General features: G+C 61.4%; 10 protein-coding genes. 4 read left to right on the forward strand and 6 right to left on the reverse strand.

Annotated features, from left to right (window positions below; genetic code table 11):
• The first annotated feature begins 116 nt into the window (after nt 1–116).
• Nucleotides 117–1,604 carry an MFS transporter gene (locus BLS41_RS04315; protein ID WP_074763162.1) on the forward strand — a complete coding sequence of 496 codons (1,488 nt, stop codon included), beginning with the start codon at nt 117–119 and terminating at the stop codon, nt 1,602–1,604.
• Between the two features lie 98 nt (nt 1,605–1,702).
• Here the strand turns inward: BLS41_RS04315 and BLS41_RS38895 are convergent, their stop codons facing one another.
• Together BLS41_RS38895 and BLS41_RS04320 are read right to left on the reverse strand one after the other, a co-directional pair.
• Nucleotides 1,703–1,843, reverse strand: coding sequence for a hypothetical protein (locus BLS41_RS38895; protein WP_171910192.1), 141 nt, complete (start codon nt 1,841–1,843; stop codon nt 1,703–1,705).
• A 227-nt stretch (nt 1,844–2,070) separates the two neighbouring features.
• Complete coding sequence (locus BLS41_RS04320) at nt 2,071–4,020, reverse strand: hypothetical protein (RefSeq protein WP_074763163.1); 1,950 nt, start codon at nt 4,018–4,020, stop codon at nt 2,071–2,073.
• Nucleotides 4,021–4,916: 896 nt separating this feature from the next.
• On the opposite strand from BLS41_RS04320, the gene BLS41_RS04325 reads away from it, so the two are divergent.
• Complete coding sequence (locus BLS41_RS04325; protein WP_074763164.1) at nt 4,917–6,002, forward strand: glycosyltransferase family 4 protein; 1,086 nt, start codon at nt 4,917–4,919, stop codon at nt 6,000–6,002.
• 48 nt (nt 6,003–6,050) lie between these two features.
• On the opposite strand, the gene BLS41_RS04330 is transcribed toward BLS41_RS04325, so the two are convergent.
• From BLS41_RS04330 to BLS41_RS04340, 4 genes are all read right to left on the reverse strand, one after another.
• A complete protein-coding gene (locus tag BLS41_RS04330) occupies nt 6,051–8,402 on the reverse strand; it encodes an RICIN domain-containing protein (protein ID WP_253189614.1) in 2,352 nt (783 codons plus the stop codon).
• Nucleotides 8,403–8,576: 174 nt separating this feature from the next.
• Nucleotides 8,577–9,029, reverse strand: a complete 453-nt coding sequence (locus tag BLS41_RS04335) for a GDP-mannose mannosyl hydrolase (RefSeq protein WP_074763166.1) — start codon at nt 9,027–9,029, stop codon at nt 8,577–8,579.
• A gap of 49 nt (nt 9,030–9,078) precedes the next feature.
• Nucleotides 9,079–9,225 carry a hypothetical protein gene (locus tag BLS41_RS38900; protein ID WP_171910193.1) on the reverse strand — a complete coding sequence of 49 codons (147 nt, stop codon included), beginning with the start codon at nt 9,223–9,225 and terminating at the stop codon, nt 9,079–9,081.
• Nucleotides 9,226–9,336: 111 nt separating this feature from the next.
• Nucleotides 9,337–11,529 carry a hypothetical protein gene (locus BLS41_RS04340; protein WP_143026215.1) on the reverse strand — a complete coding sequence of 731 codons (2,193 nt, stop codon included), beginning with the start codon at nt 11,527–11,529 and terminating at the stop codon, nt 9,337–9,339.
• A gap of 885 nt (nt 11,530–12,414) precedes the next feature.
• On the opposite strand from BLS41_RS04340, the gene BLS41_RS04345 reads away from it, so the two are divergent.
• Together BLS41_RS04345 and BLS41_RS04350 are read left to right on the forward strand one after the other, a co-directional pair.
• Nucleotides 12,415–13,404, forward strand: coding sequence for a helix-turn-helix domain-containing protein (locus BLS41_RS04345; RefSeq protein ID WP_074763168.1), 990 nt, complete (start codon nt 12,415–12,417; stop codon nt 13,402–13,404).
• Nucleotides 13,405–13,492: 88 nt separating this feature from the next.
• The gene (locus BLS41_RS04350; protein WP_074763169.1) at nt 13,493–15,076 is read left to right on the forward strand and encodes a sugar phosphate nucleotidyltransferase; all 1,584 of its coding nucleotides are present in this window, start codon (nt 13,493–13,495) and stop codon (nt 15,074–15,076) included.
• Nucleotides 15,077–15,104 lie beyond the last annotated feature (28 nt).

The raw sequence follows: 15,104 nt of genomic DNA on the forward strand, positions 1-15,104 counted from the left end.
AAGAGACGTGTCGCGCACGGTTTCATGACGCTTATCCGGCAGCAGACCGGAATGCTCACGCGGCTTTGAATGGGATTGGAGTGGGCGCTAAAGCGCTCAAGACATGGAGACGGACGATGAAATCGTCGAATCAAACGGTGTATGCAGCAGTCGCCGACACCGGCAGTCTAGGCGGCTTGCCAGCAGGCACCAGCGCCGCAACATCGCCAGGCGCGCGCGCCGATGAAATCGCGCTGGGCGGCGCGCGCATTTCCGCGCGACTCGACCGCCTGCCCGCCACACGGTCGATCTGGAAGCTCGTCATGTTGCTGAGCCTCGGCCTCTTCTTCGAACTGTATGACCTGATGTTCTCCGGCTATATCGCGCCTGGACTCGTGCGCAGCGGCATCCTCACCGCGACCACGCATGGTCTGTTCGGCACCAGCGGCGTAGCGAGCTTCATCGCGGCGCTATTCGCGGGCCTGTTTATCGGCACGGCGGCGTGCGGCTTTCTCGCCGACCGCTTCGGCCGCCGCGCGATCTTCACCTGGTCGCTGCTGTGGTACACAGCGGCCAACATCATCATGGCGTTCCAGGACACCGCGCTCGGGCTGAATCTGTGGCGCTTCATTGCGGGCATCGGCATTGGTGTCGAGATCGTGACGATCGGCACCTACATCTCCGAACTCGTGCCGAAGCACATACGTGGCCGTGCGTCAGCGTGCTCGCAGGCAGTGGGATTCTGCGCGGTGCCGATCGTCGCGTTCATGTCTTACCTGCTGGTGCCGCATCGCTTCTTCGGTCTCGATGGATGGCGTCTGGTCGTGCTGACCGGCGTGGCCGGCGCCGTCGTCGTGTGGTGGATTCGTCTGCGCTTGCCGGAAAGCCCGCGCTGGCTCGCGCAAAAAGGCCGTATCGACGAAGCCGATGCGGTGATGAAGCGTCTCGAAGCGCGTGTCGAACGCGAATACGGACGACCGTTGCCGGAGCCGTCATTACCGGAACCGGTGCGGGCCCGTGCAGCGTTCCGCGATTTGCTGGTGCCTCCGTATCGCAAGCGCACGCTGATGCTGATCATCTTTCACGTATTCCAGACGATGGGTTATTACGGCTTCGCGAACTGGATTCCGACGCTGCTGATCAAGCAGGGCATCACGGTCACGACGAGCCTGATGTACGCGAGCATCATCGCGATTGCTGCGCCGTTGGGGCCGCTGCTGGGCATGCTGATCGCCGACCGTTTCGAACGCAAGACGGTGATCATCTGTATGGCAGGGGTGAACGTGGTGTGCGGGCTGGCATTCAGCCAGGCGCGCGAGACGGTGCTGCTCGTGAGTCTGGGCGTGTGCCTCGTGCTGGCGGGCAACATCATTTCGTACAGCTATCACGCGTATCAGGCAGAGTTGTTTCCGACCAGTATTCGTGCCCGGGCAGTAGGCTTCGTTTATTCGTGGAGCCGCATTTCGGCGATGTTTTCCGCGTTCGTCATTGCAGGATGTTTGAGCCGTTTTGGCGTGAACGGCGTATTCGTTTTTATTTCCGGCGCAATGGTCGTGGTGATGGTCGCCATTGGAATGCTGGGACCGCGAACGCGCGATGTCGCTCTGGAAGATATTTCGAAATAACGCGCCGCAACAGGCACTCCCGGAAAGACGCCGGATATAAAAAAGGCCCGCTGAAAACAGCGGGCCGATTCGTTTTAATGCTTCGCCTGATGCGTCGTTCAATGCTTCTTTTGCGTCGCCGATACAGTCTGTGCTACGCGAATGGGCGGCGCGCCCGATGGCGAAGTAGCCGGTTGCGGCTTCTTTTCCTGCTTCGGCTTCTTGACTTCGCGGTTGCTGCGCATTTGACCTTTTGCCATGATGGGCTCCCAATAGGCATTTCCGGCGGTTTTCGCTCCACAAGGGAGCGGTGCCGTCAGTGTGCGCTGAATCCGCTTTTGTTGTTGGTGTTTTTGCCTCCATTGGCGCTCATCCTGTGCAACGGGCATAAAAAAACGTCAACCGGCCCGGGAGCCAGCTGACGTTTCTGTTTTCGTCATGAAGATGACACCGCCAATTGCCGCGTCCCTTCAATCATGCAATTGACTTACATGCCGACGTATCCAACCGGCACCGTCGAATTCGCCTGCGCCACCGACGCGTTGTTCGACACCACATACACCGGCGATTCCGTCAGGTTCAGCGTCAACGTTCCGTTGGTGTAATTCGCGCTGCTCGCATTGCCCATCATGTCGACCACCTTCACGGTGCCGCTCGTGCCGGGTGCATCGACTGCGAGGCTGTACGACACGCTGTACGTCGAACTGAAACCGGTTGCCGCGCTCCACACGTTGTTGCTGTGCGCCCACAGCGCGGTGATTACCGCGCCGTTGCCGACCTGCTGGAACGCGTATGCATAGACACCGTCAGGCGTGCCATTCACCGGACCGAGCGTGGTGGTGCCGTCGAGCGTATGCGTCATTGCGCTGATCGCCATCGCGACCGGCTTCGGGCTGATGTTCGTCGCACCGAATGCGCCTTGCGCGTCGTTCAGATCGAAGAACGTGCCGTAGCCCACTTCGCCCGGGTAATCCGCGCCGTAGAACACGTAGGTCTGATTCGCGCCTTCACCGAGCGTGATGATGTGCATGCGCGCGGCCACCGCGGCCTGCGCATACAACACGTTCGCCGTCGGATAGTTCGGACCGTACGCGCTGCCGAGGTCGTAACTGATGCCCGCTTCCGTCGAGAACAGTTTCATGCCGGTGCGATAGTCGGTCGCCATTTCAGCGCGCAGGTTGCGCATCTGACCGCGCAGCGAACCATCTGCGGTGGATGGATCGCTGTCGTAACGCTCGGGCGGATGCGACGGCGACGTGCCCGCGTCGTAGTAACCATGCGTGGCCACCGCGTCGATATATTGGCCGAAGCCGAGCGACGCCAGGCGCTTCAGATGCGACGTGGTCAGGCTCGGGAATGCATCGGCCGGACCCATCACGACCGCGTGCGGATCGGTCGAATGAATGCCCTGATAAACCGCCTTGTACAGCGCGACGAAGTTGGCGTCGGTGTCGGCCCACATCTGGTTCGGCTCCCACGTCACCTGATAGTAGTTCGACGACTGGCTCGGGAAATACGTCGCGCGAATCGTGTTCGATTCGGTGCCGACGCGTGCCATGTAGTTCTGGTAGTACGACAGATCCGACGGCGGATTGGTGTCGTCCTGGAACGCACCGCTCGCGCTCGCCCACGCGGGAATGCCGTCGAGGCGGATCAGGCGCATCACGCTGCCCGACTTGTAGAACGGATCGAGGTTATCGGCGGAAGGGTTGAACGTGTTCGGACCGTTCGGCTCCATGCTCGACAGTTGACGGTCGTCGATCGTCGACGAAATGCCGAGTGCCGCGAGCAGCGGGCCGTTGTCGTTTGCTCCCTGCATGCCGAAGCGATGCTGCTCCTGGCGCGCGTACGTGACAGCGGGAATCACGCTCGACAGATCCGGCGTGACGCCGAACGTCGCGATGCCGACCGGACGCGTGCCCGCTTGCGGCAACTGGCCGCCGTTTTGCGCAAGCGTGCCGGTGGCCGCGAAATAACCGGCGAGCGTCGATGTGCAGTTGAACGTGATCGCCTTCGCGCCGCTCGCTACCGGTGTGCTGCCGCTGGCCGCGACTTTGCCGAGCGTGTCGGTGACGGCCCAGTTCAGCGTGTCGGCGCTCGACACGTTGGTGTTGAAGACGAGATTGAAGTTGCTGCCGTTCGCGAAGATGCGCGTGCCGTCGGTGCTCGGGGTATCGGCGGAAATCGTCGCGCTGCCCGAGCCTGCCGCCGTTGAGGGCGACGTGCAGGTCAGTGCTGCCGCCGTGGTGCCGGCTGCATTCTGCGTGGTGGAGCTGGTGCTGGTGCCGCTGCTGTTGGCGCCCGCGGCCGCCGAACTGGTCGCGCTACCGTTGGCCTGGGTCGCCGCGGTGCTGCCGGCACTGTCACCGCCGCCACCGCCGCCGCATCCGGCGAGCGCGAGGGACAGGATCGAAAGTACGAGAAGTTGCGATTTCATCAATCTGTAAGCGATGCTTTAGCTGGACGTTCGTCTGTCGGGTCGTCTGTCTGAACGGGCGAAGAGCGCGTACAGAGCGCGCAAAAAACGCGGCAGAAGACGGGACAGGCGAATGTCGGGTTCATCTGCAAGCCAGCCGACGACGAAGCGCTGACACTGGCGTCCTGGACACACAACCGTCGGGTTGCGTGAAGGGCGATGTCTTCCGTGAATGCCGGCCTCTCGTCCACATTGATTTCGTCTGCAAAATTCAGGACGTGCAAATCCCTGCCGCGAGATGCGACGGGTTTGGCGGAATCGGACGACCGGGGAAGGTACGACGAAAACAACCGCTGGGCTTAACGAATAGCGAAGTCTTTACGAATACGGTGCGTTTAATCGCCCCGTTCGCCGGATTTTTACTGGTTCGTAAGCAGGCAGGTAATTAACAGGAAGAATCGACCGCAACGATACGCATTAGTCGGCTTAAAAGAAGTAACGAGTCGTTACGTATGAACAAATCAACAGTACTTATTGCATTAATCCGACAAAAGAATGAATAAGCGCGAAGCTGTCTTTATCCGCCAGCAATGTTTATTCGGGAATGAGATTCGCACCGATTCCCGACTACCGGAAAACGGCCGTAGAAACGCTGAAATGGGCGCTAGCGCTCATTGGGGAGCCGAAGGAACCTTGGGGTTGGCGTAAAAGTGCTGGACCTTCGGTGTAACGTTTCCTCGCGACTCTGAATTCGCAGCGGAACAGTCGCGGTTTCAGGGGGCACGTGACACGCTTCGCCGCGCGAGGCGCGTCACATAAACGAAGATGGGATGCCGACGTTACATGGGGAATTCCGATAACGGGGGCGGCTTGTCCATTCGCTGCGCAAAAAAGGCGGTTATCCAGAGAGATAAATCGTGAGGATTCTTCAACTGGTTCACGCACCGCGGTTGTCCGGGGCAGAGGTACTCGTCAAGGGTGTGGCGATTCAGCACCAACGCGCTGGCCATGAGGTGTGCATTGCATCGCTGTTGCCGCAACAGGATGACTTCGTCGACATTCGCGCCGAATTGCAGGCGGCGGGTGTGACGTGCCTGTTCCCTAAAGTGCATTACGGCCGCATCGGCAAACTGCTGCATCTGTACCGGGTGGTGCGACAATTCCGGCCCGACTTCATCGTGGCGCATGCGACGCTGGCCGCGCTGTATGTGCGGCTGTTGCCGGTTCATACGCCGATTGCGTGGGTCATGCATTCGGGCGTCAACGACTTCGAGAACGGCGCACTGAAGCAGGCCGAGCGTTTGTTGTCGCGTCGGGCTCGGGCGATCATCGGCGTATCGCAACAGAATATCGACGACTACCTGCGCGAGATCGGCAAGCATCCGTCGATGATCGTGATTCCCAATGGCGTCGATGCGTCGCTATTCGCCGAAGACCACAGCAAAGCGACGCCCGCGCTCGAAGTGCCGCCGAAGCAGATCGTGCAGATCGGCCGCTATATCGAAGGCAAAAGCCAGCTGGACACGATTCGTGCATTCCAACGCGTTCTCGAGATTCAGCCCGACGCGCGTCTGATGTTTTGCGGTGTTGTCGAAGACCTCGACTATCACGCGGCGGTAGTAGCGCTGGTGCGTCAGTTCGGACTGGAGAGCAGGGTGACGGTGGGCGGTCCACGTTCCGATGTGGCCGCGATCCTGCGTTCGTCGCGCGTGTTCGCGATGCCTTCGCGTTTTGAAGCGCAGAGCATCGGTTTTCTCGAAGCGCTGGCGTCGGGCATTCCTGTGGTGGCCAACCGGATTCCGTCGTTCGGTTTCGCGACTGCATTTGCGGGCGTGAGTCTCGTCGATACGACCGACCCCGACGCGTACGGACGCGCTTTGCTGAATGCGCTCGACACGCCGCGCGCCAATCGTCAACTGGCCGGCTATACGCTGCACGACACTGCCGACCGCTATATGTCGATCGCGCGGAAATTCGCACAGAATCTGCAGGTGTCGGCCTGACCTTTTCTCCTGCCTGCTCCTGTTTGGCCCTGCTTCGACCGGCTCGCGTTATTGCGCGAGCCGGTCGATTCGCATGGTCTCCGAGAACAGGCCGGGTAGCCGGCCCAAGTCCTGAGGCGCGCTCAATGTGAGGCCGTTTTCCGCCGGATAGCGGAACAGCGACGGTGCACCGCCGGTGAAATAGAAGTCCCCCAGCGTTGCATCGATCCGCCGGTACAGCACCAGCGCCGTGCCGCTTTTATCGCGTACGTAAGCAGGAAACACATCGGACCACGACATGCCTTTCAACGACGTTGTCTCGACCGGCGCACTGGCCGCGCCGTTCATGTCGACGGTGGCGACGTCGATCATCGCGTCGTCGTTGGTGGCGTCGAAATGCGGGGTCAGCAGGATCAGCGAGTCGCTGTTCTTATCGTGTACCGTGCCCGCCGCGACCTTCACGAAATCAGGGATGAAGTTCGCCGGCAAAATCTGACGCTCGCCTACGGTCATGCGCGTGCCTTCGCTGGCGATTCGCGTGAGCGCGAGACGCCCGTCCACGCTCTCCACGGCAACCAGCGACGCGCGCGACCCCGCCGTCTGAAGCGCTAGCAGACGCGCATTCTGCTGCACACCTTTGGCCTGCGCGACAAGCGCGGGCGCGGACCCGGCGAGTCCCTGCGCTTGCGGCGATGCCAGCCACAAATCGAGCCCGCTATCGGCCCGCTTCTGCGCGATCAGCACGCTGGCCCGCCGCATCCCGGTGAAATCCGCCGCCACGTATTGCTGCGTCAGATCGGGCCGGAACGCGTTGCCGGTCTGCAACCATAGGCGAGGCCGTTCGAAGCCCGTACCGGTGCTGTGGAGCAGCCAGAAGGCGGTTCCCCCCTGCCTGGCCGTGACGACCATCAGATCGGCCTTGCCGTCGCCGTCGAAATCGCCGAGCAGGAAGCGTGCGCTGTCGAAGCACAGCGAGTCGGGGTTGCAACTGGGCGTGGTCGTGGCGACCGGATCGAAGCGCACGTTGCTCGCATACCAGAGCACCGGCTGCGCCGCTTTCGCCAGCGAGGCCGTGTACACGTTGAAGCCCGGACCGTCATGCTGACGCTGTACATACACCGCGGATTGCTCGCCCGTACCCGCGACATCGCCGACCATCAGCGTAGCGAGCCGCAGGTCGTTCGCCTGATTGTGCTGCGTGGCGCTCCACCGGTAGCGAGTGGTGAGGGCCGTGCAACCGCGCATCGACAGCTTGCCGTCGTTTTCGCCGAGGCAATGCCGCTGCGGCGTGTAGACGAGGCCGAAGTCCCAGGGCGTCCAGCGTTGCGCGATGTCCCACTGGTCGCAGGTTTCGGAGACGAGGAAGCCGTCGCGTTCGGCGATGCATTGCGACGTGGCGACGCTGACGAGCGCGGCATTACGCGTGTTGCCGGGATAAACGGTGAGCGGGTCCCATCGCCATTGCTGCGCAGACGAACCGTTGCACGCGGCCAGCGCCGGCGCCTGGCCCGCGCCGGTCGAAGTCACGCAGCGATTCGACGCTGCGTTGAACAGCTGCACCGGGCGCGAGACGAAATCGGCCACGCGGCGATCGGTGCGATCCGCGAACGCGTAACGGCGCGCCACCCAGTTGCCGTCCCATTGAAACTCGCCGAACACATGCGACGATTCGCTGCCGTCGATCGAGAAATAACTCGCGACGATATCGCGCTTGCGCTGCACTTCAGCGGGGGCGAGATTGGCGGGCCAGCCGCCGGTCGGGTAAGTGACGTGATAGACGATCGGCACGCTTTTGCCGAGCGTCTGCGCAACATGACGCGTAATGCGTGCGGCGTAAATGTGATCGGGATGCTCGATGAACGGCACGGTGTCGGGATTGAGCGTGTAGATCTGCGTGGCCTGCGCGAGTATCACCTTCAGCGTCGCAGAGAGCGCGTCGCGATCGTATTTCATGCGCACGGTGCCGTCCGCATTCATCGGGTATGTGGAGAGCGTCGCGTGCTGTTCCCATAGCAGACCGAGCGGCACGCGACCGCCGCGTACGGCGCCGCCCGGCAGACGCAATTCCAGTAGACGTACCTGAGGTTTGGCCTTCAGCACCATCTGATGAACGAGCCGCCCGCCGAGCGTGATATTCGACTCGATCCACTCGTCGGCCACGCCCGCCATGCGCGCATAGGCGAGCCGCGAGGCGCGTTCGCGGGTGAGCACATACGCAAAGTCGGCACCGTTGGCGCCGCCGATCAGATGGACCGTGGTGATGCACCAGCCCGCGTCGAGCCGCTCGCTGATTGCCGGGTCGACGAACAGCAGGTCGTCGTCGAGGTGAGCGACCACGGTGACCAGGGTGCCGGCGTTGCAGGTGGCTGCCCGCGCGGGAGCCGCAAACCCGGCGCAGAACAGCAGCGCGAGAAGCGCCATGGATGAATCGCGAACGAATCTGGCTACCAGTAATCGCATGGTGATTCGATGCCCTGTTGGAGGGCTCGATCATACTTCAGTTGATTAGGCTGGCGCGTTGGCGAACTCACAGTCGGCGTTATATTCCGCGCTGCGATACGTGATCGGCCACACACGACAAGCAACCAGCGGGCGTTAGCGGAAATAAGCCTTGGTGTTCTCGTGGACGTCGCTGCGAGCGAGCAATTCCGTCGGCGAAAGCCACAGATAGTCGCTGTGCTGATCGGGCCGTCCTAGAGGCGTAGTGCCGGGCAGCGGCAACGCATACGCGAGCACGACGTAGTGAGTCGATACGTCCGGCTCGTTCGCGAAGTTATCGCTGTAGTGATGTTCGAAGACACCATCGAATCTCGCGGCCGAGCGCGTCAGGTTCGCGAGGCCCAACTCGGCGTCGGCGATGCGCGCGAATGCCGAGTCGAGCGTTTCGTCCTTGAGAATGCGTCCGCCCGGCACGAACCAGGTGCCGCGCGCGGGACGATTGCGGCGGCGTCCAACGAGAATGCGCCCGTGCGCATCGCTGACGATCAGATCGATCGAAACAAGCGGCGTGAGGCGCACAACGTCGAGGAAATCGATCTGGCTCAGCATGCAGGCTCCGGTGAGGGTGGATCGGCGTGGAGCGGTGGGTTTGCGCACGCTAGCCGCGATGATCGTCGTCATTGCGCGTGAGCCGGTCGGACGCGCTCGCCAGCAGGAGGGCAAGCAGAACCGCACCGATCGCCACGAAAAGTAACGCCCCGACCATCCCGGCAAAAATCAGCATTGCCCATGCAAAGCCGTTCATAGTGCGGCTCCAGCGTTGTTATGCATGCTAGCCCCGTCCCCGTCTTCAGTTATGTTCGCCAGCCAGCGCTGGCACTGTTTTCGCACTCGAGTTCAGTTGCGGCGCCCGCTGCTAGCGCGCCACATATCCTTCGGGTGTCGTCACCGCGTTTTTGAATACATCGGCATTGCCTGACACCACGTAGACAGGCGCGGGCGACAGCTTCAGATTCGCCACCCCGTCGCGATACGCAAGCGTGCTCGCGTTGCCCATCATGTCGAAGACGGTGACCTCGCCCGACGAGCCCGGTGCATCGACCCTAAGCGGGTAATTCACGTTCGCGCTCGCGTCGAAGCCGGCTTTCGCATTCCATTTATCGTTGTCGTGGGTCCATAGCGCGGTCACGATCTTGCCGTTGCCGAATCTGCGAAACGCGTAAGCGTAGACACCGTCAGGCAGATTCTTCAGTGGCCCCAGCGTATTCGTTCCGTCGACGATTCGCGTCATTGCCGCTACCGCGAGCGCGGCCGGTTTTGGGCTGATGTGTGTCGGTCCGTATGCGCCGTCCGGATGATCGAGTTCGAAGAAGATGCCGTAGCCCGGCGCGGCGTCCGGCATGTCGGCGAGATAGAACACGTAGGTCATGTCGGCGCCTTCGCCGAGCAGGATCAGATGCGTGCGCGCGACGACCGCCGCCTGCGCATACAGCACGTTGGCGCCCGGATAGTTCTTGCCGTACTTTTCGCCGATGTCGTAGCTGATGCCGGTCTCCGTCACGAATAACGGAGCGCCCGGTTTCAGGTATTGGCGTAGTTCGTGACGCAGCGCGCGCATCGAAGCGGGTAGCGCGCCGGACACGGTGCCTTTATTGCCGGTATCGGCGACACGCTCGGGAGGATGCGACGGCGACGTGCCGATGTCGTAATAGCCGTGGACGCTCATCCCGTCCATATATTTGCCGATGCCTAGCGGACCGAGTCGGCGCATCCACGTCACGTTGCCCTGCACCGACGAATACGTCAGACCCATCACCACCGCATGCGGATCGGTCTGATGGATGCCTTCCCACACCGCCTTGTACATCGCGATGAAATTGGCGTCGCCGTCGCGCCACGGCAATCCGCCGTCCGCGTCCGGCTCCCACGTCACCTGGTAATAGTTGTCACGCTGTTTGGGGAAATACGTCGTACGAACCCGGTTCGATTCGGTGCCGACTTTCGCCATGTACTCCTTCATTTGCGCGAGCGAGGTGGGCGCGTAGCTGTGCGTTTCCTTACCGGTCGGGCTCGCCCATGCCGGAATGCCGTCGAGCTGGATCAGCCGCAAGATGTCGCCGGAGCGGAAGAAGGGCGTGAGCTGTTTCGTGGCGGGGTCGAAGGTGCCGGGCTTTTTCGGCTCTTCCATATACCAGTTGCGATTGTCGTTGACCCACGACAGACCGAGCGCTGTATATACCGGACGATAACCGTCGCCATCGCAACAGTGCTGGCCGGGTGCGAGATATGCGCTGCCCTGTCCGCCGAATCGATGCAAGTCGTCATAGGGAAAGCGCACGGCTGGCAAAGCGGATGACGTGTCCGGCAGCACGCCGAACGTGGCGATGCCGGTGGGACGCGTGCCGCGCGATTCGAGTTGCCCGCGCGCGCGTTCGAGCGATGCGGAGACCGCGAAATAACCGGCCACCGTCGACGCGCAACTGAGCGTGGATTGCAGCGCGCCCGCCGCCACCGGAAAGCTGCCGCTCGCGCGCACCACATTCCACGCATCGCGGATCTGCCAGTTGAGCGTGTCGTTTTGCGTGGGACGTGTGGTGAAAATCAGCGCGAACGGTTTGGTCGTGGTGAAGAGTCGCGTACCGTCGCTGGGCGTGTCGGCTTCGAGCAGATCGCCGTTCGCCGTTGCGCGTACTTGCGATGCAGGCGCGGAGCAGCGCAGACCCTGGCCTGCCGGCATCGGCAGATTGGCGGGCATGGTGTCGATCTTCTTTGCAGCGGTCGCGGCGGGTTCTTCATTCGCAGCGGTTTGCGCCACGGCGCAGCGTTTTTCGACACCGGGCGCAGGATCGCCGAACACACCGTTGTTGCACGCAGCAGTGTTCGAAAATGTTTTAACGACATGCTGTTCCACCGTCCCATACAACACGTCGCGCGTGCCGTTGAACTGACACGTGCCGTATTCCGCTGCACATGGGGTCCACTGTCTGCCGTCGACGGTGATGTCGGCATTGCTCGTACCTTTCGTTGCCGAGGCCGCAGCACCGGCTGCTTCGCATTGACCGGTCATCATCAGACCGGTCACGATGAACGCAGCCGCGAGAGCCGACATCTTCAGCCTCCGGCTGCGTATCGCCAACCTGCCGGTCAACGTTCGCAGAGCGCATTGTGCGCGTGCATTCAACATGGTCCACCCCGTCGTTTTTTTTACCCGCTTTCCCGTGACGACACCTTCTGTATTGCGTCGTCATGTTGCCGGATCATTAGGTCAGAACAGCCGCCATTCGTGTTTGCGGCGATCTGTTGCGGAAACCGCATAGTGCATTTCCGCAACCCGCTGGCGGAAACTACCCAGTGCTTACCCGGCACATTCGGCCATCGGCCCGCCTATTGGGAGCGGTCCAAAGTTGTCTTATAACCGTGTTTCACGACTGAAACATTAATCGCCGTGTTTATATTGCTGATATCCAATAACAACTAATTAAATAATTCCGCGCTGCGCCAATGTGCTTATATTAGATGATGGTTTTGCTCATTGCATCTCCATTATTTGTATCATCGGAAGAAATTCCAATGTCACGCCAATCGGCAATTGATGCCTCGTGCGGGCCGGTATTTCGGGTTCGGCCGCTCTGTAGAGAAAAAAGTCACTGAAAATAAGCACTCAAACAGGCGGATCAAATAGTAAGCCCAAGGTTTTCGAGTGGTGATGTAGTGTGCGGCAGCGTACGCAAACAGTTTTCCGTCTGCATTAACATTTCGCGGAATGCTGATTCTTTCATATGTGGAATCGGCGATTAATTTAATGAAAAGGCCAGGAATCCGGAACGTTTCCGAAATTCACTGGCCGGCCGGCAAGCCATCGCGCCAACATGTCTGCGAATTCGGTCATGGCGGTGAAATGCTTGAATGGCCGTCTCTATGATGCACCGCACAGAGTTGGCCGCCTGTGTCCGTTAAGCTGAAAGTGGAACTGCTTTCTGATGCGAGGATAACCATGACCTGTGCGAGTCTCGAGTCTGCAATGCTGCGCTGGGTGCACGCGCCGAACAAGGGTATGCGTCGCATCGCGATACTGATGTTCAACGATTGCTCGTTGCAAGGCGCGGGTGTTGTCGCCGAGGTTTTCCAGGCCGCCAATGAAATGGCGGCGGCCGGATCGGGAAGCTGGTTGTACGACGTATCGTTTTTATCCGCCGACGGCGGCATGGTGATGTCGTCGTCCGGTTTGCGTGTGTGGACAGACGGACTCGACGCCCGGCATTACGGTGGCTTCGACGCGCTGTATGTGGCCGGCGGCAAAGGCGCGGCAGCGGCCGCGAGCGACGAACGGCTGATCGCGTGGCTGCGCCGCGTGCGCCGTAACACCGGCATGATCCGGCCGATCGCCGAAGGTCGCGCGTTGCTCGAAACGGCCTATGTGCCCGAGCGCAACGAAAGCAGCGAGTTTCATCCGCAGACAAATGGAAATGGCGCGCGGCTTCCTGAACATGCGGCCGATGCAAGCGACCGCCTCGAATCGATGCGAAGCGCGCTGGCGATGATCAAGCGCGACCTGGGCGGCGCCACGGCGCGAACCGTGGCCGAGCGTCTGCTGGCCGATTCGTGCTCGAATCTCGCGCCGTTGCTAGGCGAAGACGGCGCGCTGAGTCCCGGCGACAAGGTGCGCGCGGCGGCTCGCTGGCTTCAGGAAAATTGCCAGCAGGCCATTTCGATTGCAGACGCCGCGCAGTTCGCGGCGATGAGCGAGCGCAACTTTCTGCGTCGCTTCAAGATGGAAATGGGCATTACGCCGTCGAGTTTTCTGCTGCACGAACGCCTCGCGGTGACGTGCAGCCTGTTGACCGAATCGGAATTGCCGGTCGACAAGATTGCCCGCCGCACCGGCATGGGCAACGGGGACAGGCTTGCGAAAGTATTCCGCAAGCGGATGAGAATCTCCCCCACCGAATTCAGGATTCAAAGCCGCCGCATGGTCGGCGAATAAAGCACACGGGGTAGCCCGGCGGTCAAGCGCGAAGCACGGCGTCGGGGAAATGTTTCCTTAGACTTTTGAGAATTATAAGGATTCCGATATGTCGATTCAGGGAGCTGTAAGCACCACAGCCGTGGACCAGGGCGATGTGGGTGCGGGGGCAGCTAGTGCGCGTTGCACACACATTGTCCCGGTGATCCTCGCAGGAGGATCAGGCACGCGGCTGTGGCCCGTGTCGCGCGAAAACTACCCGAAGCAACTGATCGACGTGGTCGGCTCCGACTCGCTGCTGCAAGCGACGGCGCGCCGTATGGACGGCTTTCCCGCCGGCTGGAGCGTGGACGCTTCGCCGATCGTCGTATGCGGTGAGGAACATCGCTTCGTCATTGCTGAACAACTTCACGAAAACGGCCTCGACGCTCGTCTTGTAGTGGAACCCGCGCGTCGCGACACGGCACCGGCACTGACGCTGGCGGCGTCGGTTGCAGGTGCGGACGGCGCCGATGCGATTCTCGTCGTGATGCCCGCCGACCATTCGATCGCCGATGTATCCGCGTTGCAGGCCGCACTGGAACGTGCCGCGCGTTACGCGGAACAGGGCGCGATTGCGACGCTCGGCGTGCCGCCCACGCGTCCCGATACGGGCTTTGGCTATATCCGCATTGGGAATGAGTTGGCCGACGGCGGTCACGCAATCGACGGCTTCGTCGAAAAGCCCGCTGAAGAACTTGCGATGCAGTACGTCGCGGCCGGAACGTACTGGTGGAACGCGGGCATTTTTATCGTGCGCGCCAGCGTGTGGCTCGATACGTTGAAGCGTCTGCAACCCGACATGCACGCCGCGTGCGAACGCGCATTCGTCGGTGGAAAAACGGAAGGCATGGTGTTTCGTCCGTTGGCCGAGGCGTTTCTCGGTGTACAGGGCGACTCGATCGATTACGCGGTGATGGAGCATCTGACCAACAAGTCGGATGCCGATCCGGCGAGCGAGGTGGATGCCCCGGACACGATCAGCGACCCATTGGCGAATGCCGTGACGGCAGCCGGTGTCGTCGTCAGGCTCGATGCGGGCTGGTCCGATCTCGGTTCGTGGGACGCCGTGTGGGCCGCGATGGACAAGGACGCCAACGGCAACGCCGGACGCGGACGGGTGGCCTTCGAAGGCGCGGTATCGAGTTACGCACATTCGGAAGGACGGCTGGTGGCCTGCGTCGGCACGACCAACGTCGTGGTGGTCGAAACCGCCGACGCCGTGCTGGTCGTCGACCGTTCGCGCGTTCAGGAAGTGAAAGGGCTGGTGTCGCGCATCAAGGCGCAACACGCGCCCGAAGCCGACGCGCATCGCAAGGTGCGCCGCCCGTGGGGTTTTTACGATTCGATCGACCGGGGCGAGCGTTTTCAGGTCAAGCGGATCGTCGTGACGCCGGGCGCGCAACTGTCGCTGCAACTGCATCACCACCGCGCGGAACATTGGGTCGTGGTGTGCGGCACGGCGCTCGTCACACGCGGCGAAGAGCAGTTCCTGCTGAGTGAAAACGAATCGACCTACATTCCGCTCGGCATCAAGCACCGGCTGGAAAACCCCGGCAAGGTGCCGCTCGAAATCATCGAAATCCAGTCGGGCTCCTATCTGGGCGAAGACGACATTGTGAGGTTCAACGACAACTACGGCCGCTGCTCCTAAACAGCACGCCGGATTCATCGCGGACAAG

This window comes from Paraburkholderia fungorum (assembly GCF_900099835.1).
Taxonomy (GTDB): Bacteria; Pseudomonadota; Gammaproteobacteria; order Burkholderiales; family Burkholderiaceae; genus Paraburkholderia; species Paraburkholderia fungorum_A.